Here is a 22,617-nt window from a genome sequence, read left to right on the forward strand (position 1 = left end):
GGTCAGACCCGCCCGGCGACGTCCCGTCCGGCCCCGAATCGGCTGAGCGCGCCGGTCGCTGCGAGCGCGCGGACCACGATCCAGCCGAGGAGGCCGGCGAGGACCGCTCCGGAGACCACGACGGTGCCGAAGTAGAGGGCGAGGAACTCGGCCGACTTCTGCAGGTTGCCGGAGAGGAACAGCTCGAGCACCCACGCCGCGGCACCCGCCGCCGCACCCGCGAGCATCGCGGTGACGACGCCGAACCGTCGGTAGCCGGTCGCGAGGAAGACCAGCTCGGCGCCGAGTCCCTGCGCGAGGCCGGAGTAGATCGTCTCGATTCCCCACTGGTTGCCGACGAGCGCCGACACGATCGCGGCGAGGAGTTCGACGTAGAGCGCCGCGCCGGGCTTGCGGATGATGAGCCCGCCGAGCACGCCGCCGATCAGCCAGATGCCGACGGCGATGCCGCCGAGCCCCGGCGTGAGCGCGTCGGCGGCGCTGAACCAGGCGTAGCCGACGTTGTTCCAGAAGAGGAAGACCAGCCCCGTCGCGACGCCGATCACGCTCGCGACGACGATGTCGACGACCCGCCAGCGGGTGCTGCGGGGCGCCGCGCCCTCACGCGCGCCGTTCGAGCCGGCCGTGGGGGTCTGGTCGGTGGATGTCTCGTGCACTGTCGTGCCCTTTCGTCTCGTGGAAAGCGGCACGGGAAATGAGATTGGATGCCCTCCCTGCGCTGGCATGACCCAGATCAGGTTCGACGGTCGAAGGTTGGAGAACCTTCCTCTCAGCCCGGCTCACCGGACTCCCGTGTTCGACGACGAGTATACGCGCGCCGGGCGCCGCCTGCGTCGTCGGTGACGCCGGGCGACCGCTCGTTCGGATGTCGCGGTGCGGGCCTACTTCTTCAGCGCGCGGATCACCATCCGGAGCGCCTTGCCGGTCACCACGACGAGCGGGATCGTCACGATGAGCAGGCCCAGCACGTTCGGCTCGAACCGGACGTCGCCGCCGCGGCCGACGTACGCCCCGAGCGGAACCGACCAGCCGCCGCCACCGCCGCCCGACCCCTCGTTCTGCTCGTCGTCGGTGCCGGCGCCCCCGCCGAAGCCGTAGGCGCCGAGCGCGACCGGCACGACCTCGGCACCGCCGATCTCGACCTTGTCGGCGTAGGAGGTGCGGACGCCGACCCCGGCGACCTTGTCTGCGAGCTCGAGCACGAAATCAGCCATGTCGCCACGCTACCGGCGCGGCGCGGCGGTCGGAAGGGCATTGACGGATGCCTCGCCCCGTGGACTGCGCGGCGGCGCCCGCGGTCGCGCGCCGCACGGCCGGGCGAGCTCGTCGGGTCACCAGAACGAACGCGGCCCGGGCGGCGGTTCCTCCTCTGCCGCGTCGCGGACCGTCGGTGCCGCCGACTCGGCCGCCGGCCGGACGAGCGCCGCCGGCCGCACGGCACCGCGGCCGAACCGGCGCACGACCTCGTCGATCGTCCGCTCGGCGTCGCGCCATTCCTCGTCGGGGTCCCACAGTGGTGCCCCGTCGCCGGCGTGCCGGAGGTGCTCGGCTCGCACGCCGATCAGCCGGACGCGCCGACCATCGCCCACGAGCTCGCCGAGCGGCACGAGCGCCTCCTCGTAGATGCGTCGCGCGACGTCGGTCGGCTCGGCCAGCGTGCGCGACCGGGTGACCGTCGTGAAGTCGCCGTAGCGGAGCTTCAGGGTGACGGTACGCGCCAGCATTCCGGCACGGCGCAGCCGAACGCCGACGTCGGTCGCCAATCGCAGGAGCTCGCGCGCGATCTCGTCGTGCGCGACGAGGTCGTGATGGAACGTCGTCTCGTGGCCGATGCTCTTCTCGACCCGCCGCGTCTCGACGTCGCGCGGGTCGACGCCGTCGGCCAATCGGGTCAGGCGCGCCGCGAGCGCCGGGCCGACCGCGCGGGCCAGCGCGTCCTCCGGCATGTCGGCCACGTCGCCGACCGTGCGGAGGCCGAGCTTGCGGAACGACTCCTCGGTCACGCGGCCGACGCCCCAGAGCGCCGACACGGGCAGCGGGTGCAGGAATGCGGTCGTCTCGGACGCGGGGACGACGAGCATGCCGTCGGGCTTGGCGCGCGAGGACGCGACCTTCGCGACGTACTTGCTCGCGGCGACGCCCACCGAGCAGGTGAGGCCGGTCTCGTCGTGGACCCGTCGGCGGATGGTCCAGGCGATCTCGGCCGGGCTGCCGTGCAGGCGGCGCGCGCCCGACACGTCGAGGAAGGCCTCGTCGATCGAGAGCGGCTCGACGACGGGCGTGAGCTCGCGGAAGATCTCCATGACGCGCTCGGAGTACTCCGAGTAGCGCCGGTAGTCGCCCCGGAGCACGACCGCGGTGGGGCAGCGCTGCAGCGCGACCGACATCGGCATCGCCGAGTTCACCCCGTAGCGCCTGGCCTCGTAGCTCGCGGCGGCGACGACCCCTCGCCCCGCGGTCCCGCCGACGAGCACGGGCCTGCCGCGCAGCTCGGGCCGGCGAAGGAGCTCGACGGACACGAAGAACGCGTCCATGTCGACGTGCAGGATCGGGGTCGCGGAGTCGTCGACCGGACCGATCGTGACCTGCCTCGACGAGCCGTCCTGCTTGCTCACGCAGCGACCCTAGCGCGCGCCGCCGACACCCGGGTCAGAACCCGAAGTCGCCGAAGTCTCCGCCACCGCCGAAGTCCCCGAAACCGCCCCAGTCGCCGCCTGCGTCACCCGCACCCGCGGCGTCGATCGACCCCGCGTCGGCACCGGCGTCAGCGCCCACGTCGTCGCCGCCCGAGGCCCCGCCGTCGGTCGCGCCCGCGGCGTCGAACGCCCACGGGTCGGGGAGGAACGCCTGCGCGATCGCCGAGCCGATCACGACGCCCGCGATCGTGCCGAGCATCGAACCGCCCACCATCGATCCGAACGACGGCGCTGCGCCACGCGCGCCGGGCGCCGCGCCCGCCGCCCCCGGCGCGCCCGCGAAGGCGCGCTCCATCGAGCCCGGCTGCCGCAGTTCCTGCCGCGTTGCGGCCCGGGCGAGCGCGCCGGGGTCGTCGGAGACCAGCCGCTCCCCCGCCGGCGCCTGCTCGGCGAGCGACCGGTACACCTGCTGTCGCTGCTCGGGCGTGAGCTTCGAGAACGCCTCGGCGTGCACCGCCTCGATCGACTCGGGCGGCGCCGTGCGCAGCAGGTAGCGGTAGCGCTCGATCGCGAGCTCGTCTTCGCTGAGTCGCCGCGCCTGGGGCACGGGCGGGGCGGGGCGGGCGGAGCGGTCGTCGCCGCCGCCGAAGAGTCGGTCCAGGAATCCCATGGTGTCCTCGCAAGTGGTTCGGGGAGGTTCAGGCTACTGACGCCCGCCAAGAGCGGGCTGGGAGACGCCGACGGATGCCGCGGCGCGACCATGCGCGCCGCAGCATCCGTCGACGGGGTCGACCTAGCTGTCGGAGGCCGCGCGCTCGAGCACGAGCTCGCGCACGCGTGCCGCGTCGGCCTTGCCCTGCATGGCCTTCATGACCGCGCCGATGACCGCGCCCGCGGCCTGCACCTTGCCGTCGCGGATCTTGGCGAGCACGTCGGGCTGGGCGGCGAGCGCCTCGTCGATCGCGGCGATGAGCGCGCCGTCGTCGGAGACGACCGCGAGGCCTCGAGTGTCGACGATCTCGCGCGGCGACCCCTCGCCGGCGACGACGCCTTCGAGCACCTGGCGGGCGAGGCGGTCGGTGAGCGTGCCCTCCTCGACGAGCGCCGCCAGCTCGGCGACGTGCGCCGGCTCGGCGAGGCCCGCGGCATCCGCGCCCTGCGCGTTCGCGAGGCGCGTGAGCTCGCCGGTCCACCACTTGCGGGCGGCAGCGGGGGTCGCACCCGCGTCGATCGTCGCGGCGACCTCGTTCAGGAGCCCGCCGTTCGCGACGTCCTGGAACTCGAGGTCGGTGAAGCCCCACTCCGCCTTCAGCCGACGCCGACGCGCGGCCGGCGGCTCGGGCAGCGCGGCGCGGAGTTCGTCGATCACCGCAGGGTCGGGCACGACCGGGAGCAGGTCGGGCTCCGGGAAGTACCGGTAGTCGTCGGCGTCGGACTTCGGGCGACCCGGGCTCGTGGTCCCGGTGTCCTCGTGCCAGTGGCGCGTCTCCTGCGTGATCGTGCCGCCGTCGGCGAGGATCGCCGCCTGGCGCTGGATCTCGTAGCGGACCGCGCGCTCGACCGAGCGCATCGAGTTGACGTTCTTCGTCTCGGTGCGCGTGCCGAACTTCTCCTGGCCCTTCGGGCGGAGCGAGACATTCGCGTCGCAGCGGAGGTTGCCGCGCTCCATGCGCGCCTCGGAGATGCCGAGCGAGAGCACGATGTCGCGGATCGTCGCGACGTACGCGCGCGCGAGCGCGGGAGCATCCGCGCCGGCCCCCACGATCGGCTTCGTCACGATCTCGACGAGCGGGACGCCCGCGCGGTTGTAGTCGACGAGCGAGTACTCGGCGCCCTGGATGCGCCCCGTGGTGCCGCCGACGTGCGTGAGCTTGCCCGCGTCCTCCTCCATGTGCGCGCGCTCGATCGCGACCTCGAACGTGCGCCCGCTCTCGAGCTCGACCTCGATCGCCCCCTCGAAGGCGATCGGCTCGTCGTACTGCGAGATCTGGTAGTTCTTGCCGAGGTCGGGGTAGAAGTAGTTCTTCCGCGCGAACCGGCTCGACGGCGCGATCGAGCAGCCGAGCGCGAGCCCGAGCGAGATCGAGTACCGCACGGCCGTTCCGTTCACGGCCGGGAGCGACCCCGGCAGGCCCATGTCGACGGGCGCGACGAGCGTGTTCGGCTCGGCGCCGTGGAACTCGTCGTTCGCCGGGTTCGGCGCCGACGAGAACATCTTGGTGCGGGTGTTGAGCTCGACGTGCACCTCGAGCCCGATGACCGGGTCGAAGCGCTCGAGCGCCTCGTCGAAGTCCATCAGTGCTGCGCGCGCCATCAGACCACGCCCTCCTCGGTCGCCATGAGTTCGTGGGTGGACAGGTCGGGCGCCTGGGCGAGCAGCGGCCCGCCCCAACGGTCGACGAGGAGCGCCTCGAGGGCGCCGCCGACGTTGTACAGTCGCGCGTCCTCGCGCGCCGGCGCGAGGAACTGGATGCCGACCGGCAGGCCGTCCTCCGGAGCGAGGCCGGCGGGGACCGAGATGCCGGGCACGCCCGCGAGGTTCGCGGGGATCGTCGCGACGTCGTTGAGGTACATCGACAGCGGGTCGTGCAGCTTCTCGCCGAGCTTGAACGCCGTGGTCGGCGCGGTGGGCGTGGCGAGGACGTCGACCTCCGCGAACGCGGCGTCGAAGTCCTGCTGGACCAGGGTGCGGACCTTCTGGGCGCTGCCGTAGTACGCGTCGTAGTAGCCGGCCGAGAGGGCGTAGGTGCCGAGGATGATGCGGCGCTTGACCTCGGGCCCGAACCCCGCCTCGCGGGTCGCGGCCATGACCTCCTCGACCGTGCCGCCGCCCTCGGGCACGACCCGCAGGCCGAAGCGCACCGAGTCGAACTTCGCGAGGTTGGAGGACGCCTCGGCGGGCAGGATCAGGTAGTACGCGGCGATGGCGTACTTGAAGTTCGGCGCGCTCACCTCGACGATCTCGGCGCCGTTCGCCTGCAGCAGCTCGAGCGACTCGTGGAAGCGCTGGCGGACGCCCGCCTGGAAGCCGTCGGAGTCGAGCTCCTTGACGACGCCGATACGCAGGCCCGAGACATCCGCCCGTCGCACGGCCTCGGCCATGGATGGCCACGCCTCGGGGATCGAGGTCTGGTCGTGCGGGTCGTGGCCGGCGATGACGTCGTGGAGCAGCGCGGCATCGAGCACGGTGCGGCTCACCGGGCCGATCTGGTCGAGCGACGAGGCGAGCGCGATCGAGCCGTACCGGCTCACGCCGCCGTAGGTGGGCTTGGTGCCGACGGTGCCGGTCACGTGCGCCGGCTGGCGGATCGAGCCGCCCGTGTCGCTGCCGAGCGCGAGGGGCGCCTCGTACGCCGCGACGGCCGCGGCCGAGCCGCCGCCCGAGCCTCCGGGGATGCGATCGAGGTCCCACGGGTTGTGCGTCGGGCCGTAGGCCGAGTGCTCGGTCGACGAGCCCATGGCGAACTCGTCCATGTTCGTCTTGCCGAGCGGCACCATGCCGGCCTCGCGGACCTTGCGCACGGGCGTCGCGTCGTACGGCGGGATCCAGCCCTCGAGGATGCGCGAACCCGACGTGGACGGCATCCCCTTGGTCACGAGGACGTCCTTGATGGCGATCGGCACGCCGGCCAACGGGCCGAGCTCCTCGCCTGCGGCGCGACGGCGGTCGACGTCGGCGGCGGTCTCGAGCGCCTCGGCGTTCACGTGCAGGAACGCGTGGACCGCGCCGTCGACGTTCGCGATGCGGTCGAGGTGCGCCTTCGTCGCCTCGACCGACGAGACCTCGCCGGAGGCGAGCTTCGCGGCGAGGTCGGCGGCGCTCAGCCGGATCAGGTCGCTCACTGCTCCTCCCCCAGGATCGCCGAGACCACGAAGCGCGTGCCGTCGTGCTCGGGGGCGCCCGAGAGCGCCTGCTCGACGCCCAGCACGTCGGCCGGCACGTCCTCGCGAAGCGGGTTGTGCAGCGGGATGGGGTGGCTCGTGGGCACCACGTCTGGCGTGGCCACCTCGCTCACCTTCTCGACCGCCTGCATGATCTGGCCGAGCTCCGTCGTGAGGTGCTCGATCTCTTCCTCGGTGAGCGCGATTCGTGCGAGGTTCGCGAGATGCGCGACCTGCTCGGCGCTGATTTCAGACATGCTGCTCCGTCGTCCGGGAATGGGGATGCAGCAATCCTACCGAGGCGCGCCGAACAGGCCGACGCCGTGCTTCTGCAGCAACTCGTCCGCCTCGCCGTAGGACGTCGGCTCCGATTCGCCGTGGCCGGACTTGGCGATGAGCAGGCCGAGCGGGCCCTTCACCGGCGGGCTCAGCGTGGCGGCTCGATGCGCGTCGCCGGGGTGCGACGGCGTCGCCTCGGGGTTCGGCGGGGTGTACTGCGGCGTGGTCGCCGGCCAGGTGCGACTGCGGCATGGTGACTGGCCAGGTGAGCGGATGCATCTTCGCCCCTCCCGCTCTCACCCGACGAGCGCGTCGGGCCCTTCCGTCACCAGGATCGCGAACTGCGCGGCGTCGATCACGCGGACGCCGAGTTCCTCAGCCTTCGCGAGCTTCGACCCGGCGCCGGGGCCGGCTGCGACGAAGTCGGTCTTCTTCGACACGCTCGACGCTGCCTTGCCTCCCGCCGCGATGATCGCCTCCTGCGCGCCCTCGCGCGTGAACCCCTCGAGGCTGCCGGTGGCGACCACGGTGAGTCCGGCGAGCACGCCGCCGGCCTCGGCGGCCCGCCCCGGGCCGGGGTGGTCGGGCGTCGTGAACCGGACGCCGGCCGCTGCCCAGCGCTCGACGATGTCGCGGTGCCAATCGACGTCGAACCACTCGAGCAGCGAGTCGGCGATGATCCCGCCGACCCCCTCGACCTCGGCGAGTTCCTCGCGGCTCGCGGAGCGGATCGCGTCGAGCGAGCCGAAGTGGTCGGCGAGCGCTCGCGCCGCCACCGGTCCGACGTGCCGGACGTTGAGCGAGACGAGGATCCTCCAGAGCGGCTTGGTCTTCGCCTTCTCGAGTTCGGAGAGGAGCTTCGTGGCCGCCTCCGACGGGAGCAGCTCGCGATGGTCCTTCCGGATCCCGGCCGCTCGGCGCTCAGCGGCCGACATCCGCTCGGTGCCCGGCGGATAGGTGACCCGAACCTTCTGGAAGGGTGCTCGTCGAACCTCCTCGCCGGTCACCGGGTCGGTTCGCGGTTCGCCGGTCTCGGCGTCGCGGACGATGACCTCGATCGGGACGAGTTCGTCGACCGTGAGGTCGAAGAGCCCAGCCTCGGTCACGAGGGGCGGCGTCGACGGGACGACGGGCTGGGTGAGCGCGGCGGCCGTGACCTCGCCGAGCGCCTCGATGTCGAGTGCTCCCCGCGAGCCGATGTGCTCGACCCGGCCGCGGACCTGCGCCGGGCAGCTGCGCGCGTTCGGGCAGCGGAGGTCGATGTCGCCCTCCTTCGCGGGGCGCAGCGGCGTCCCGCACTCGGGGCAGCGCTCCGGCATGCGCCATTCGCGCTGGGTGCCGTCGCGGAGCTCCTCGACCGCGCCGAGGATCTCGGGAATGACGTCGCCCGCCTTGCGCAGCACCACCGTGTCGCCGATCAGGACGCCCTTGGCCTTCACGACCTCCTGGTTGTGGAGCGTCGCCTGCTCGACCGTGCTCCCTTGGACCTTCACCGGCGCCATGACCGCGTACGGCGTCGCGCGACCCGTGCGGCCCACGCCGACGCGGATGTCGAGGAGCTTCGTGTGCACCTCCTCCGGCGGGTACTTGTACGCGATCGCCCACCTCGGCGCGCGACTCGTCGCACCGAGTTCGTCGTGCAGCGCCAGTTCGTCGATCTTCACGACGATCCCGTCGATCTCGTGCTCGACGTCGTGACGGTGCTCGCCGCGATCGGCGATGAACGCGGTGACCTCCTCGATCGTGTCGAACACGCGCGAGTGCGGGGAGACCGGGAGCCCCCACCCGGACAGCAGCCCGTAGATCTCGGACTGGCTCGACACGGGCGGGTCCTGCCACGCGCCGATGCCGTGCAGGTGGAGGGCGAGCCGGCCGAGCCGCTCGCGCATGAGCTCGAGTTGCAGCGGGCTCTTGTTCTCGCGCCGCTGCCGGAGGCTGCCCGCGGCGGTGTTGCGGGCGTTCGCGAACTCCGGGAACCGGGTCGGGATCGCCTCGTCGGCCCGACCCTTCGCACGCTGCTCCGCGGCGAACTCGGCCTGCAGCGCATGCTGCCGCTCGTTGAGCGCCTCGAAGTCCGCGGACCGCAGGAAGACCTCGCCGCGCACCTCGAAGAACGGCGGGAACCCCGCGCCCTCGAGCCGACGCGGAATCGCAGGGATGAACTCGACGTTCTCGGTGATGTCCTCGCCGACGCGACCGTCGCCCCGCGTCGTCGCGGTCTCGAGCACGCCGTCGCGATAGGCGAGGCTGATCGCGAGTCCGTCGATCTTGAGTTCGGAGAGCCAGCGGACCGTCCGCCCTGCGGCTGCCTGCGCCTTCGTCGCCCACTCGGCGAACTCGTCGAGGCTGAACACGTTGTCGAGGCTCAGCATCCGCTCGGCGTGCTCGTGCGACGGGAAGCCGGCGGAGACGAGCGCCGCACCGACCTGCTGCGTCGGGCTGTCCTGACCGGCCAGTTCCGGGAACGCCCGCTCGAGGGCCTCGAGCCGGTGGAAGTCGGCGTCGTACTCGGCGTCGCTGACGAGGCTCACGCCCTCGGAGTAGTACGTCGTCCGATACCGATCGATTCGCTCGCGGAGCGCCTCGGACTCGATGCGGGCGTCGTCGAACTCGGTGGGGATGTCGCTCACGGAGTCATCCTAGAAGCCACCGCCGACGTCGCCGCAGCGGAGTGCGGCGCGCGGCGCGATGTCCCGGTGCGGCTCGCGCGGACGCGGATCGGGGCGCGCGGATCCCCGCGCGCCCCGATCGTCGTGCAACCTCCCGACTACGCGCCGAACCCGACGGCGTCGACCTTCCGGTGGTAGCGGGTGCCCGCCTTGCCGCCGAGGACCGCGCCGCCGAGCGTGACGACGACGAGGAGCACCAGGGTGACGATGCCGGCCACCGTGAGCTCGCCCTCGTTGACGGGAATGCGCGGGAACGTGTTGAGCGTCGCGAGCACGTCGTACCGGGTGCCGGCGAGCGCGGCGAGCGCCGCGCCGACGACCGCCATCACGATCGCCCAGAGCCAGACCGCGACACCCTGCTTCAGCCCGTTGAAGCGCGCCATCCGCCCGGCGACGTAGCCGCCCGCGAAGTACGCGACGAACAGCGCGACCAGCAGCGCGATCGCGCCGACGACGCCGATCGCCTGCGGATCCTCCGCGACGGCGTCGTCGACGGCCGCTCCGACGTTGCCGAGGCCGAGCGCTGCGCCCGTGCCGGCGAGGAACGCGGTGAGGAGCGCGCCGAGGCCGAGCGCGGTGAGCCAGCCGAAGAACGCCGCGCCGAACTTGATGCCGCCGAACCGCTCGCGCTCCCGGTCGATGACGGCCGCCCGTACCGCCGGGTCGGCGAGCGGGCGCTCGTCCTCCGGGCGGCGACGGTCGGCCGGGACGGCGTCCCCGCGCTCCGATGCCGCGGCGCGCTCGTCGACCTTCCGGTCGTAGGCGGCGGTCGGCGAGTCCGCGTTCCGGTCGGCGTCCGTCCGGTCGGTGGCCGTGGCCTCCCGGTCGTCGCGGATGCCGTCGCCGTCGGCGTCGACGCGCCGGTCGGTCGGCGTCGTTCCCGTGCGCGGGTCGCGGTTCGCATCGTGTCCGGGTCGGTCGGTGGAGGTGCTCATGGTGTGGTCCCTCTCGTCGTCTCGTCGCCGCAGGGGGATGCCCCTCGGCGCGCCTGAGACCCTACGCGGGGTGCGGATCGGGCGAGGAGGCCTTGACAAACGCCCGGATGGCACACTCGCGCCGTCCAGCGAACGTCCAGCGGGCGTTCAGACGTCGACGGGGACGGCGCTGACCGTGCGGTCGATCGTGCACTGGCCGAGCACGCGCGTGCCGACGTAGACGACGGCCGTCTGGCCCGGCGCGACGCCGTCGAGGGGCGTGCCCGGCGTGATCACGAGCTCGGCGGAGCCGGAGGCATCCGTCGCCACCCTCGCGACGGCGGGCACCGGGTCGGCGTGCGCCCGGATCTGCACCTCGCAGTCGAAGGCGTCGCCGTCGACGACGACGAGGCCGGATGCCACGGGGTCGGCGCCGGCCCACGAGAACCGGGACCCGGCGACCTCGGCGACCGCGAGCGCCTCCTTCGGGCCGACGACGACCGTCCGCTCCTTGGGCCGCACCTCGAGCACGAACCGGGGCTTGCCGTCGGCGGCCGGGGTGCCGAGCCGGAGCCCGCGGCGCTGCCCGACCGTGTACGCGTGCGCGCCCTCGTGCGCGCCGACGACCTCGCCCGACCGGTCGACGATGTCGCCGGGCGCGGTGCCGACCTTCTCGGCCAGCCAGCCCTTCGTGTCGCCGTCGGAGATGAAGCAGATGTCGTACGAGTCCGGCTTCTGCGCGACCGACAGGCCGCGCCGTGCGGCCTCCTCGCGCACCAGCTGCTTCGACGGGGTGTCGCCGAGCGGGAAGTACGCGTGCGCGAGCTGCTCGGTGGTGAGCACGCCGAGCACGTACGACTGGTCCTTCGCCTCCGCGCTCGCGCGGTGCAGCTCGCGGCGACCCGCGGCATCCGTCGTGATCTTCGCGTAGTGCCCCGTGGCGACCGCGTCGAAGCCGAGCGCGAGGGCCTTCTCGAGCAGGGCGGCGAACTTGATGCGCTCGTTGCAGCGCATGCACGGGTTGGGGGTGCGGCCCGCCGCGTACTCGGCGATGAAGTCGTCGACGACGTCGGCCTTGAACCGCTCGGAGAAGTCCCACACGTAGTACGGGATGCCGAGGACGTTCGCGGCGCGCTGGGCGTCCATCGAGTCCTCGATCGTGCAGCAGCCGCGACTGCCCGTGCGGAGGGTGCCCGGCATTCGGCTGAGCGCGAGGTGCACGCCGACCACGTCGTGGCCCGCCTCGACGGCGCGCGCGGCCGCGACGGCGCTGTCGACGCCGCCGCTCATCGCTGCCAGGATCCGCATGCCCTCCAGTGTACGAAACGGCCCCTGAGCGGATGCCGCGCGCGGCGATCAGCGGTCGAAGCTGGTGACCCGGTCGGCCATGCCGGCCCGGGTCGCACGCTCGACGGCGGCGGGGAGCGCCTCGAGGAACGCGTCGACGTCGGCGTCGGCCGTGGTGCGCCCGAGGGTGATCCGCAGGGCACCGCGCGCCTCCCCCTCGGTGCGGCCCATCGCGAGCAGCACGTGCGAGGGTTCGGGCACGCCGGCCTGGCACGCCGACCCGGTCGAGACCGCCACGCCCGCGGCATCCAGCAGGAACAGCATCGAGTCGCCTTCGCACCCGGGGAACGAGAAGTGCGCGTTGCCGGGCAGCCTCCCGGCGGGATCCGGGTCGCCCGAGAGTCGCGCGTGGGGCACGGACGCCGCGACCCCCGCCACGAGCCGATCGCGCAGGCGCGACATCCGTTCGTCCTCGGCCGCCGCCTGCTCGGCCGTCGCGCGGGCGGCAGCGGCGAACCCGGCCGCCGCCGCGACGTCCTGCGTGCCCGAGCGGATGCGTCGCTGCTGCCCGCCGCCGTGGAGGAGCGGCTCGATGCGCGTCGACCGGTCGAGCACGAGCGCGCCGATGCCGACCGGACCGCCGACCTTGTGCGCCGAGATGCTGACCGCGACGAGGCCCGCGCCCGCGGGAGCTCCGGTCTCGCGCCGGACGGCGTGCAGGTCCACGGGGACGTGCCCGTACGCGGCGATCGCGTCGACGTGCAGCGGCACGCCGGCCCGTGCGCACAGGTCGGCGACCTCGCGCACCGGCTCGATCGTGCCGACCTCGTTGTTCGCCCAGAGCATGGTGACGAGCGCGACGGACGCCGCGTCGCGCCCCAGTTCGGCGGCGAGCGCGTCGACCCGCAGTCGCCCGACCGCGTCGAGGGGCAGCTCGACGACCTCCGCGCCCTCCATCCCCGCGAGCCACTCGACCGTGTCGATCGTGGCGTGGTGCTCGCCGCCGGGCAGCAGGATGCGGCGGGCTGACGCCTCGGCGCGCCGACGCCAGAACAGGCCCTTGATCGCGAGGTTCACGGCCTCGGTGCCGCTTCCGGTGAAGACGACCTCGATCGGGTCGGCGCCGACCGTCGCGGCGACCTGCTCCCTGGCCTCCTCGAGCAGCCGCTTGGCGTGCTGCCCTGCGCCGTGGATCGAGGCCGGATTGCCGACGAGCCGGAGCGCGTGGGTGATCGCGTCGATCGCCTCGGGACGGAGCGGCGTGGTGGCGGCGTGGTCGAGGTAGACCGGGTCGCGGCGGGGCATCGAGCACCTCCTGACCGGGAACCGGTTCCCCACGAACTACTGTAGTTCGCATGTCTCCGGCCGATCCGCTCCGCGACCTGGGCGTGCGCACCGGACCCGCAGGCGGCACGATCCGCGTCTGGTCCGAGCACGCGACCTCCGTGGACCTCGAGGTGTTCGCCCCAGAGGACCTCGACTGGGCCGTCGAGCGGCTGCCGCTCATGCGCGGTGCGGACGGCGTGTGGGAGGCGACATCCCCCGCCCTCGTGCCGGGCGCCCGCTACGGCCTGCGCGTCGACGGCCCCGCGGGCATCGAGCACGCGTTCAATCCCGCGCACACGCTGCTCGATCCGTGGGCGCGCGGGCTGCAGCCGGCGGCGGACGGGTCGTGGCGCGGCGTCGTGCTCGACTCCCTCGCAGCAGAGGGCTTCGAGTGGGGCGGGGTCGGCAAGCCCCGCGTGCCGCTCGACCACACCGTGGTCTACGAAGCCCATCCGAAGGGGTTCAGCCGGCTGAACGAGCGCATCCCTGAGCCGCTGCGCGGCACCTACGCGGGACTCGCGCACGACGCGTCGCTCGAGTACCTCACCGACCTCGGGGTCACGACGGTCGAGCTGCTGCCGGTGCAGGCGTTCGTCGCCGAGGAGCGGCTCGTGCGCCAGGGCCAGGTCAACTACTGGGGCTACAACACCCTCGGCTTCTTCGCGCCGCATGCGCCGTACGCGAGCCCGGAGGCGCAGGCCGCGGGTCCGTCCGCGGTGCGACGCGAGTTCGCGGGCATGGTCAAGCGACTGCACGAGGCCGGCCTCGAGGTCGTCCTCGACGTGGTCTACAACCACACGGCGGAGGAGGGTCGTCAGGGGCCGACATACAGCTTCCGCGGCATCGACAACGCCTCGTACTACCGGCACGACGTGCACGGCCGGTACGTCGACACGACGGGGTGCGGCAACACGCTCGACTTCGGCCACGACGCGCCGATGCGCCTCGTGCTCGACTCCCTGAGGTACTGGGCGGAGGAGCTGCAGGTCGACGGCTTCCGCCTCGACCTCGCCGCGACGCTCGGCCGCGACGCGCTCGGCGCCTACTCCCCCCACCATCCGCTCCTCGCCGCCATGCTCTCCGACCCCGTGATCGGCGCGGGCAAGCTCATCGCCGAGCCGTGGGACGTCGGGCCGTTCGGCTGGCAGACGGGCAACTTCGCGCCCGGGTTCTCCGAGTGGAACGACCGCTACCGCGACCGCATGCGCGACTTCTGGCTCGGCGACCTGCGCCGCGAGCGCCACGACGAGCACGGCAGCGGCATCGGCCGCTTCGCGACGCGCCTGGCGGGCTCGTCGAACACCTTCGCCGAGGAGCGCGGCCCGCTCGCGAGCCTGAACTTCATCACCGCGCACGACGGCTTCACGCTCGCCGACCTGACGGCCTACGACGTCAAGCACAACCTCGGCAACGGCGAACACAACCGCGACGGCGCCGACCACAACAACTCCTACAACCACGGCGTCGAGGGACCGACTGACGACCCCGAGATCGCCGCGGCGCGTCGACGGAGCATCCGGAACCTGCTCGGCACGCTGCTGCTCTCGGCGGGCGTGCCGATGCTGACGGCCGGAGACGAGTACGGTCGCAGCCAGCGCGGCAACAACAACGCGTACTGCCACGACTCCGAGCTCACGTGGCTGGCCTGGTCGCCCGACGAGCGCGACGTCGCGATCGAGGCCACCACCCGGCACCTGCTCCGCCTGCGCCGCGAGCACCCCGCCCTGCGGCCCGTGCGTTACGGCCGCTTCGGCGAGAGTGTCCCGAGCGCCTCGCAGATGGACTGGTACAACGCCGACGGCGAGACCATGACCATCGAGCACTGGCACGACCCGTCGCAGCGCACGCTGCAGTTCCTCGCGGCCTCGACGCCCGAGTTCGAGGGCTTCAACCGCATCCTCCTCGTCGTCCACGCCTCCGAGCGCGAGGTCGAGGTCCTGCTGCCGGAGCACCCCGGCGTCGACGACTACGAGCTGCTGTGGGACTCGGCGGTCGACGAGCCCGGCGACGAGCTCGGCGCGCGACACGAGCCGGGCACCCGTCTCGTGATGGCGCCGCAGTCGATGCGACTCTTCCGCGCCTCGGGCGATCCCGCACCTGTGCTCGTCGATGCCGCTGCCGGTTCGCTCGGCGCCGGGGCGGACGAGGCCGACGACGCACGCGACGGGCGCCGCGCCGACGTCGCTCCCGAGGCGCCGGCCCGATGACGAGGCGATCGGATGGCACGGCGGGCACGCCCGCCACCGTCGCGCTGACGCGGGCGGGCATCCGCTTCACCGCTCATCCGTACGAGCACGACCCCCGGGCGGCGGCCTACGGCCTCGAGGCCGCGCAGAAGCTCGGCATCGAGCCGGAGCGCGTGTTCAAGACGCTCCTCGCGAACGTCGACGGATCGCTCGCGGTCGGCATCGTGCCCGTGTCGGACCAGCTCGACCTCAAGGCGCTCGCGACGGCGCTCGGCGGCAAGCGTGCCGAGATGGCCGACCCCTCGCTCGCCGAGCGGAAGACGGGCTACGTCGTCGGCGGCATCAGCCCCATCGGGCAGAAGGTCGCGCTCCCGACCGTGCTCGACGAGTCGGCGATCCTCTTCGAGACCATCCTCGTCTCGGGCGGGCGCCGCGGCCTCGACCTCGAACTCGCCCCCGACGACCTGCTCGCCGTGACGTCCGGCGGGTACGCGCCGATCGCGCGCACCCGCTGAACCGCCCGACGCTCAGCCCGCGGCAGCGACGAGTCCCAGTTCCGCGGTCGAGACCAGCAGCGGATGCCGGGGCACGACGCGCACCGTGTAGCCGAACGCCCCGGCCCGGTCGAGCGTGACCGTGCCGACGTACACGCGGGTGGCGGTGTCGGTGGTCGAGGCTCCGTCGGGCACGAGCTCGGCCACGCTCGCGTGGTCGATGCGGTCGTCGCCGTGCGAGTGGCCGTAGACGACCTCGACGGACACGTCGGACTCGGAGAGGTCGCCCAGTGCGACGTGCGCGCGGAGGTGGAGCTCGTCGCCGACGTGCGGCGTCGACTCGACGCCGCCCGACTCGACGTGGGCCACATGCACGCCCGGCCACGCGGCGCGCACGCGCGCACCCCAGGCCGCGAGCTCGCGCGCCGGCTTCGCGCCCTCCGCTCCGACCACGGCGGCGTGCTCGGCCGCCGGGCGGTACAGCCGCTCGACGTACTCCCGCACCATGCGGTCCGCTCCCAGCTCGGGCGAGAGGTGCGCGAGCGTGCGGCGCACGCGCGCCATCCACTCGGTGGGCACGCCGTCGCGGTCGCGATCGTAGAAGAGCCGCGTGATCCGGTGCTCGATGAGGTCGTACAGGGCGGATGCCTCGAGCCGGTCGCGCTCGGCCTGGTCGCCGGCGGCGTCGGCGGTCGGGATCACCCAGCCGTGGTCGTCGGCGGCGTACTCGGCCCACCAGCCGTCCAGGATCGACAGGTTGAGCGCGCCGTTCATGGCGGCCTTCATCCCCGACGTGCCGCACGCCTCGAGCGGTCGGAGCGGGTTGTTCATCCAGACGTCGCAGCCCGGGTAGAGGAGCTGGGCCATGCCGATGTCGTAGTCGGGCAGGAACACGATGCGCTCGCGGAGCTCGGGCCGCTGCGCGAACTGCACGAGGCGCTGGATGAGCCGCTTGCCCTCGTCGTCGGCGGGGTGCGCCTTGCCCGCGATCACGAACTGGACGGGACGGTCGGGGTTGGTGAGGATCGCCGCGAACCGGTCGGGGTCCTGCAGCATGAGCGTCAGTCGCTTGTACGTCGGCACCCGGCGGGCGAAGCCGATCGTGAGGACGTCCGGGTCGAGCACGCGGCGCACCCAGTCGGGCGCCACGGCGCCGCCGTGCTGGCCCGCCCAGGCGCTCGCGAGCCGGCGTCGGGCGTCCTCGACGAGCTGCAGGCGCATGCCGCGCTTCACGCCCCAGAGCTCGGCGTCGCTGACCGCGGCGCTCATCCAGTCGGCGTGCTCGGTGTCCCCGGTGCCGAGCCGCTCCTCGGCGAGCGCGAGCAGCGCCGGGTCGGTCCACGTCGGGGCGTGCACGCCGTTCGTGACCGACGTGATCGGCACCTCGTCGGCGTCGAAGCCCGGCCACAGCTCGCCGAACATGCGCCGGCTCACCTCGCCGTGCAGCTTCGACACGCCGTTCGCGCGCTGCGCGAGCCGGAGGCCCATCATCGCCATGTTGAACGCGCTGTCCTCAGCGGGCAGGCCGGGCTCGAGGCCCAGCGGAAGCGCGTCGGCGGGGTCGATCCCGGGCAGCAGTCCGGACTCGAGGTAGCTGGCGACGAGGGCGCGATCGAAGCGGTCGATTCCGGCTGGGACCGGCGTGTGCGTCGTGAAGACGGTGCCCGCGCGCACGAGTTCCAGCGCCTCGGCGAAGGAGAGCCCGTCGCCGATGCACGCCGAGATGCGCTCGAGTCCGAGGAACCCGGCGTGGCCCTCGTTCATGTGGAACACGTCCGGGAAGTGGCGGCCGGTCAGTCCGCTCCAGGCGCGGATCGCGCGGACCCCGCCGATGCCGAGGAGGAGCTCCTGCTGGAGGCGGTGCTCTCCACCTCCGCCGTAGAGCCGGTCGGTCACCTGGCGCAGGTCGTCGTCGTTCGCCGGGATGTCGGTGTCGAGGAGGAGCAGCGGCACCCGGCCGACCGCGGCCTGCCACACGCGGGCGTGCAGGCTGCGTCCGCCGGGCACCGCGAGCGTGACCTGCACCGGCGTGCCGTCGGCGCGCCGCAGGACCGACAGCGGGAGCCCGTCGGGATCGAGGGCCGGGTAGCGCTCCTGCTGCCACCCGTCGGGCGCGATCGCCTGCGAGAAGTACCCGGCCTTGTAGAACAGGCCGACCGCGATGAGCGGGACCCCCAGGTCGGAGGCGGCCTTCAGGTGGTCGCCGGCGAGGATGCCGAGTCCGCCGGAGTACTGCGGCAGCGCCTCGGTGATGCCGAACTCGGGCGAGAAGTACGCGACGGTCCTCGGCGTGTCTGCGCCGAGCGACTGGTACCAGCGCGGCTCGGACACGTAGGCGCGCAGCGCGTCTCGCTCGCGCTCGGCCCAGGCGATGAAGCCATCGTCGGCCGCCAGTTCGTCGAGGCGCCGCGCGTCGACGTCGCCGAGGAACGCGATGGGATCGCGCCCGGACCGGCGCCAGCCTGCGGGGTCGATGTGCTCGAACAGGCGCCGGGTCGGCTCGTGCCACGACCAGCGCAGGTTCGCGGCGAGCTCTTCGAGCGCGGCGAGCTGCGGCGGGACGACGGCGCGGACGGTGAACTTGCGGATGGGCTTCACGGGGTCCACCCTACGCAGCGCCGTGTGTCCTGAATATGAACGGATTCCGCGACACCGCCGAGTCGCGCAGCACCCTGCAACCCGGTATCGGTCGCACCCCATCCGCGCTACGGTCGGAACGTGACGAACCGTGCAGTTCGAGCCGGCCGGATCCCCGTGACCCGGCTCACGCCCTCCTTGCCCGATCCGCGATGGAATCCGAAGGCGTTCTCCGGGGAGGTGGTCCCGTTCCGCGCCACGGTCTTCCGCGAGGGGCACGACCTCGTCGGGGCGATGCTCGTACTGACGAGCCCGTCCGGCGTCGAGACGCGGCACCGGATGTCGCCGCTCGCGCCGGGCACCGACGGCTGGGAGGCGCGCGCCCGCCTGGACGAACTCGGCACCTGGCACTGGCACGTGACGGGCTTCGGCGACGAGATCGGCACGTGGGTGCACGACGCCGAGCTGAAGATCGACGCGGGCGTCGACGTCGAGCTGATGTACGAGATCGGCGCGCGACTGGCCGAACGCGCCGCGAAGGAGGCGGAACGTCCCGCCGCGGTGCGCAAGCGCCTGCGCGCGTACGCGGCGACGCTGCGCGACGCGGACGCCGACGCATCCGCCCGCCGCGCCCTGCTCGAGGACCCGCTGCTCGAGGAGTTCCGCTCCCGCCCGCTCTCCCGCTTCGCGACCGACTCCGAGGAGCGCGAGATCCTCGTCGAGCGGCGACGCGCCGGAGTCGGGTCGTGGTACGAGTTCTTCCCGCGTTCCGAGGGTGCGCGGCAGCTGAAGAAGGACGGCTCGTGGAAGTCGGGCACCTTCCGCACGGCGCAGCGACGACTCGACGGCGTCGCGGCCATGGGCTTCGACGTGGTCTACCTGCCGCCGATCCATCCGATCGGCTTCGCGTTCCGCAAGGGACCGAACAACACGCTCACGCCCGGACCGTTCGACCCCGGCTCGCCGTGGGCGATCGGCGCCGCCACCGGCGGCCACGACACGGTCCACCCCGAGCTGGGATCGCTCGCCGACTTCCGCGCGTTCGTGCGCCGGGCCGCCGCGCTCGGCATCGAGATCGCGCTCGACCTGGCGCTGCAGGCGTCGCCCGACCATCCGTGGGTGACCGAGCACCCCGAGTGGTTCACGACGCTGCCCGACGGCACGATCGCGTACGCCGAGAACCCGCCGAAGAAGTACCAGGACATCTATCCGGTCAACTTCGACGACGACTTCGAGGGGCTCGTCGACGAGGTGACGCGCATCGTGCGGCACTGGATGAAGCAGGGCGTGCGCATCTTCCGCGTCGACAACCCGCACACCAAGCCGCTGATGTTCTGGGAGCGGCTCATCGGCGACATCAACGCGACCGATCCCGACGTCGTCTTCCTCGCCGAGGCGTTCACGCGGCCGGCCATGATGCAGGCGCTCGCGATGGTCGGCTTCCAGCAGTCGTACTCCTACTTCACGTGGCGCAACACCAAGGCCGAGCTCGAGGAGTTCCTGACGAGCGTGTCGCAGGAGACCGCCGACTTCATGCGGCCCAACCTGTTCGTGAACACCCCCGACATCCTGACCGAGTACCTCCAGTTCGGCGGTCCTGCGGCGTTCACCGTGCGCGCCACGATCGCCGCGACCGCGGCGCCCACGTGGGGCGTCTACGCCGGATTCGAGCTGTTCGAGTCCGTCGCCCGGCCCGGCGCCGAGGAGGCCATCGACAACGAGAAGTACGAGTTCAAGCCGCGCGACTTCGCCAAGGCCGAGGCCGAGGGCGCCTCGCTCGCGCTCTACCTCGGGATCCTCAACCGCATCCGGGCCGATCACCCCGCGCTCGCGCAGCTCCGGAACATCCGCTTCCACTACAGCGACGACGACTCGGTCCTCGTCTACTCCAAGCACCTCGAGGGCCGGTTCATCGAGGGCCGCCGGCCCGACGACCACGACACGATCCTCGTCGTGGCGAACGTCGACCCGCATTCGGTGCGGGAGACCACCGTCCACCTCGACCTGGCGGCGATCGACCTGCCTGCCGGCGAGACGTTCGGCGTCGAGGACCTCGTGACCGGCGATCGCTGGGAGTGGAGCGAGCACAACTACGTCCGACTGGATGCCTTCACGCAGCCGGTGCACATCCTCCGAGTGATTCGAGGCGCCGAATGACCGACACCACGCCAGTCCAGGCCCCGCCCGTGCCCGACGAGCTGCTGCTCGCCGTCGCGGAGGGCCGGTACCACGATCCGCACCAGGTCCTCGGCCAGCACGGCTTCCAGGCCCCCGGCGAGGGCGGCGCGCGCACCGTCATCCGCGCGCGGCGACCGCTCGCCGCGTCCGTCGTCGCAGTGCTCGACGACGGGACCGAGCTGCCGCTCGGCCACGTCGGGCACGGCGTGTGGGCGGGCGCCGGCGCGTTCGGCCCGACCGGGTACCGCGTGCGCGCGCGGTACGACGACGGCACCGAGTGGACCGCCGACGACCCCTACCGGTACGCGCCCACCATCGGCGAGCTCGACCTGCACCTCATCGAGGAGGGGCGGCACGAGGAGCTCTGGCGCGTGCTCGGCGCCCACCACCGCGAGTTCCCGTCGATCACGGGACCGCTGCGCGGCGTCTCGTTCACGGTCTGGGCCCCACGGGCCAGCGCGGTCCGCGTGGTCGGCGACTTCAACCGCTGGGACGGCATCGGGCACTCGATGCGGAACATGGGCTCGAGCGGCATCTGGGAGCTGTTCGTGCCCGACGTCGAGCCCGGCGCGTCGTACAAGTTCGAGGTGCTCGCCCCCTCCGGCGCGTGGATCATGAAGGCCGACCCGATGGCCCGGCGCGCCGAGGTCGCCCCCGCGACCGCATCGGTCGTCGATGCGAGCCACCACGACTGGGCCGACGACGAGTGGATGTCGCAGCGCGGGCACCGCAATCCGCACGAGCTGCCCATGAGCATCTACGAGCTGCACCTCGGCTCGTGGCGGCCCGGCAAGGGCTACCGCGACGTCGCCGACGAGCTCATCGAGTACCTGCAGTGGCTCGGCTACACGCACGTCGAGTTCATGCCCCTCGCGGAGCATCCGTTCGGCGGCTCGTGGGGGTACCAGGTCACGGGCTACTTCGCGATCACCAGCAGGTTCGGCTCTCCCGACGACCTGAAGTACCTCATCGACCGGCTGCACCAGGCGGGCATCGGCGTGATCATGGACTGGGTCCCCGGCCACTTCCCGAAGGACGAATGGGCGCTGGCCCGGTTCGACGGCGAACCGCTCTACGAGCACGCCGACCCGCGCCGCGGAGAGCAGAAGGACTGGGGCACGCTCGTCTTCGACTACGGCAACCCGCGCGTGCGCAACTTCCTCGTCGCGAACGCGCTGTTCTGGCTGGAGGAGATGCACATCGACGGCCTGCGGGTCGATGCCGTGGCATCCATGCTCTACCTCGACTACTCGCGCGAGGAGGGCGAGTGGATGCCGAACTGGTACGGCGGTCGCGAGCACCTGGAGGCGATCGGCTTCCTGCAGGAGGCGACCGCGACGGCCTACAAGCGCAACCCGGGCATCGTCATGATCGCCGAGGAGTCGACGAGCTGGCCGGGCGTGACCGCCACGACCTCGTCGGGCGGCCTCGGCTTCGGCTACAAGTGGAACATGGGCTGGATGCACGACACCCTGCAGTACATCCAGCGCGACCCGATGTACCGCTCGCACCACCACGGCGAGCTCACGTTCTCGTTCCTCTACGCGTTCAGCGAGCACTTCATCCTGCCGATCAGCCACGACGAGGTCGTGCACGGCAAGGGATCCCTCGTGCGCAAGATGCCCGGCGACCACTGGCAGCAGCTCGCGAACACGCGCGCCTACCTGGCGTACATGTGGGCGCACCCCGGCAAGCAGCTGCTGTTCATGGGGCAGGAGTTCGGTCAGCTCTCGGAGTGGAGCGAGGAACGCGGCCTCGACTGGTGGATCCTCGACCAGCCGAGCCACCGCCAGCTCGCCGAGCTCGTCGGCCGGCTGAACCGCACCTACGCCGAGACGCCCGCCCTCTGGCAGCTCGACGACGACTCGGCGGGCTTCGACTGGGTCGAGGGCGGTGCCGCCGAGATGAACGTGATCGCGTTCCTCAGGTACGACCGCGACCGTCGGCCGCTCCTGTGCATCGTGAACTTCGCCGGGAACCCCCATGACGGGGTACGGCTCGGCCTGCCGTTCGCGGGCCGCTGGCGCGAGGTGCTGAACACGGATGCCGCGGAGTTCGGCGGCTCGGGGGTCGGCAACATGGGCGGGGTCGATGCGACCGACGAGCCGTGGGCGGGCAAGCCTGCCTCGGCCGTCTTCACGCTGCCTCCGCTCGGCGCCCTCTGGTTCACGCCCGAGGGGTGACCGCTG

General features: G+C 72.5%; 17 protein-coding genes and 1 riboswitch. Of the genes, 4 read left to right on the plus strand and 13 right to left on the minus strand.

All coding sequences use genetic code 11. From position 1 onward, the window contains the following. Positions 1 to 2: 2 nt before the first annotated feature. From ACFVHK_RS12240 to ACFVHK_RS12295, 12 genes are all read right to left on the minus strand, one after another. On the minus strand, positions 3 to 656 hold the full coding sequence (locus tag ACFVHK_RS12240; RefSeq protein ID WP_129235819.1) for an ECF transporter S component: 654 nt from the start codon (positions 654 to 656) through the stop codon (positions 3 to 5). 37 nt (positions 657 to 693) lie between these two features. Continuing rightward, a riboswitch (TPP riboswitch) is annotated at positions 694 to 804 on the minus strand. 77 nt (positions 805 to 881) lie between these two features. Next, positions 882 to 1,214, minus strand: coding sequence for a hypothetical protein (locus ACFVHK_RS12245; RefSeq protein WP_129235818.1), 333 nt, complete (start codon positions 1,212 to 1,214; stop codon positions 882 to 884). A 117-nt stretch (positions 1,215 to 1,331) separates the two neighbouring features. Further along, a complete protein-coding gene (locus ACFVHK_RS12250) occupies positions 1,332 to 2,615 on the minus strand; it encodes a DNA polymerase IV (RefSeq protein WP_376929030.1) in 1,284 nt (427 codons plus the stop codon). A gap of 34 nt (positions 2,616 to 2,649) precedes the next feature. Then, positions 2,650 to 3,306, minus strand: a complete 657-nt coding sequence (locus ACFVHK_RS12255) for a hypothetical protein (RefSeq protein ID WP_376929031.1) — start codon at positions 3,304 to 3,306, stop codon at positions 2,650 to 2,652. Between the two features lie 123 nt (positions 3,307 to 3,429). After that, positions 3,430 to 4,950, minus strand: a complete 1,521-nt coding sequence (gatB, locus tag ACFVHK_RS12260) for an Asp-tRNA(Asn)/Glu-tRNA(Gln) amidotransferase subunit GatB (RefSeq protein WP_376929032.1) — start codon at positions 4,948 to 4,950, stop codon at positions 3,430 to 3,432. After that, positions 4,950 to 6,479 (minus strand): Asp-tRNA(Asn)/Glu-tRNA(Gln) amidotransferase subunit GatA, encoded by a 1,530-nt coding sequence (gene gatA, locus ACFVHK_RS12265; RefSeq protein ID WP_376929033.1) that lies wholly within the window; start codon positions 6,477 to 6,479, stop codon positions 4,950 to 4,952. Before gatA ends, gatB begins: the two co-directional genes overlap by 1 nt. Then, complete coding sequence (gatC, locus tag ACFVHK_RS12270; protein WP_376929034.1) at positions 6,476 to 6,775, minus strand: Asp-tRNA(Asn)/Glu-tRNA(Gln) amidotransferase subunit GatC; 300 nt, start codon at positions 6,773 to 6,775, stop codon at positions 6,476 to 6,478. Before gatC ends, gatA begins: the two co-directional genes overlap by 4 nt. Positions 6,776 to 6,811: 36 nt before the next feature. Beyond that, complete coding sequence (locus ACFVHK_RS12275; protein ID WP_376929035.1) at positions 6,812 to 6,937, minus strand: hypothetical protein; 126 nt, start codon at positions 6,935 to 6,937, stop codon at positions 6,812 to 6,814. Positions 6,938 to 7,093: 156 nt separating this feature from the next. Next, entirely contained in the window at positions 7,094 to 9,427 is a 2,334-nt protein-coding gene (ligA, locus tag ACFVHK_RS12280) for an NAD-dependent DNA ligase LigA (RefSeq protein WP_376929036.1), read from the minus strand. Positions 9,428 to 9,564: 137 nt separating this feature from the next. Further along, entirely contained in the window at positions 9,565 to 10,401 is an 837-nt protein-coding gene (locus ACFVHK_RS12285; protein ID WP_376929037.1) for a hypothetical protein, read from the minus strand. Between the two features lie 147 nt (positions 10,402 to 10,548). Further along, complete coding sequence (mnmA, locus tag ACFVHK_RS12290) at positions 10,549 to 11,688, minus strand: tRNA 2-thiouridine(34) synthase MnmA (protein ID WP_376929038.1); 1,140 nt, start codon at positions 11,686 to 11,688, stop codon at positions 10,549 to 10,551. Between the two features lie 48 nt (positions 11,689 to 11,736). Next, positions 11,737 to 12,972 (minus strand): cysteine desulfurase family protein, encoded by a 1,236-nt coding sequence (locus tag ACFVHK_RS12295; protein ID WP_376929039.1) that lies wholly within the window; start codon positions 12,970 to 12,972, stop codon positions 11,737 to 11,739. 50 nt (positions 12,973 to 13,022) lie between these two features. On the opposite strand from ACFVHK_RS12295, the gene glgX reads away from it, so the two are divergent. Then, entirely contained in the window at positions 13,023 to 15,200 is a 2,178-nt protein-coding gene (gene glgX, locus ACFVHK_RS12300; protein ID WP_376929040.1) for a glycogen debranching protein GlgX, read from the plus strand. Next, positions 15,197 to 15,694, plus strand: a complete 498-nt coding sequence (ybaK, locus tag ACFVHK_RS12305; protein ID WP_376929041.1) for a Cys-tRNA(Pro) deacylase — start codon at positions 15,197 to 15,199, stop codon at positions 15,692 to 15,694. The genes glgX and ybaK overlap by 4 nt, the downstream gene beginning before the upstream one ends. A 12-nt stretch (positions 15,695 to 15,706) precedes the next feature. On the opposite strand, the gene glgP is transcribed toward ybaK, so the two are convergent. Then, complete coding sequence (glgP, locus tag ACFVHK_RS12310; RefSeq protein WP_376929042.1) at positions 15,707 to 18,271, minus strand: alpha-glucan family phosphorylase; 2,565 nt, start codon at positions 18,269 to 18,271, stop codon at positions 15,707 to 15,709. 120 nt (positions 18,272 to 18,391) lie between these two features. Between glgP and ACFVHK_RS12315 the strand changes: the two genes are divergently transcribed. After that, positions 18,392 to 20,407 (plus strand): maltotransferase domain-containing protein, encoded by a 2,016-nt coding sequence (locus ACFVHK_RS12315; protein WP_376929043.1) that lies wholly within the window; start codon positions 18,392 to 18,394, stop codon positions 20,405 to 20,407. Next, on the plus strand, positions 20,404 to 22,611 hold the full coding sequence (gene glgB / locus ACFVHK_RS12320; protein ID WP_376929044.1) for a 1,4-alpha-glucan branching protein GlgB: 2,208 nt from the start codon (positions 20,404 to 20,406) through the stop codon (positions 22,609 to 22,611). Before ACFVHK_RS12315 ends, glgB begins: the two co-directional genes overlap by 4 nt. Positions 22,612 to 22,617: the final 6 nt, after the last annotated feature.

Origin of the sequence: Agromyces binzhouensis (assembly GCF_042672355.1) — a bacterium.
GTDB classification, from domain to species: domain Bacteria; phylum Actinomycetota; class Actinomycetes; order Actinomycetales; family Microbacteriaceae; genus Agromyces; species Agromyces binzhouensis.

Coding starts and splice junctions, on each gene's coding strand:
- ACFVHK_RS12245 (WP_129235818.1), bottom strand. CDS start 1,214: ATGGCTGATTTCGTGCTCGAGCTCGCAGACAAGGTCGCCGGGGTCGGC.
- ACFVHK_RS12255 (WP_376929031.1), bottom strand. CDS start 3,306: ATGGGATTCCTGGACCGACTCTTCGGCGGCGGCGACGACCGCTCCGCC.
- gatB (WP_376929032.1), bottom strand. CDS start 4,950: ATGGCGCGCGCAGCACTGATGGACTTCGACGAGGCGCTCGAGCGCTTC.
- gatC (WP_376929034.1), bottom strand. CDS start 6,775: ATGTCTGAAATCAGCGCCGAGCAGGTCGCGCATCTCGCGAACCTCGCA.
- ACFVHK_RS12285 (WP_376929037.1), bottom strand. CDS start 10,401: ATGAGCACCTCCACCGACCGACCCGGACACGATGCGAACCGCGACCCG.
- mnmA (WP_376929038.1), bottom strand. CDS start 11,688: ATGCGGATCCTGGCAGCGATGAGCGGCGGCGTCGACAGCGCCGTCGCG.
- ACFVHK_RS12295 (WP_376929039.1), bottom strand. CDS start 12,972: ATGCCCCGCCGCGACCCGGTCTACCTCGACCACGCCGCCACCACGCCG.
- glgX (WP_376929040.1), top strand. CDS start 13,023: ATGTCTCCGGCCGATCCGCTCCGCGACCTGGGCGTGCGCACCGGACCC.
- ybaK (WP_376929041.1), top strand. CDS start 15,197: ATGACGAGGCGATCGGATGGCACGGCGGGCACGCCCGCCACCGTCGCG.
- glgB (WP_376929044.1), top strand. CDS start 20,404: ATGACCGACACCACGCCAGTCCAGGCCCCGCCCGTGCCCGACGAGCTG.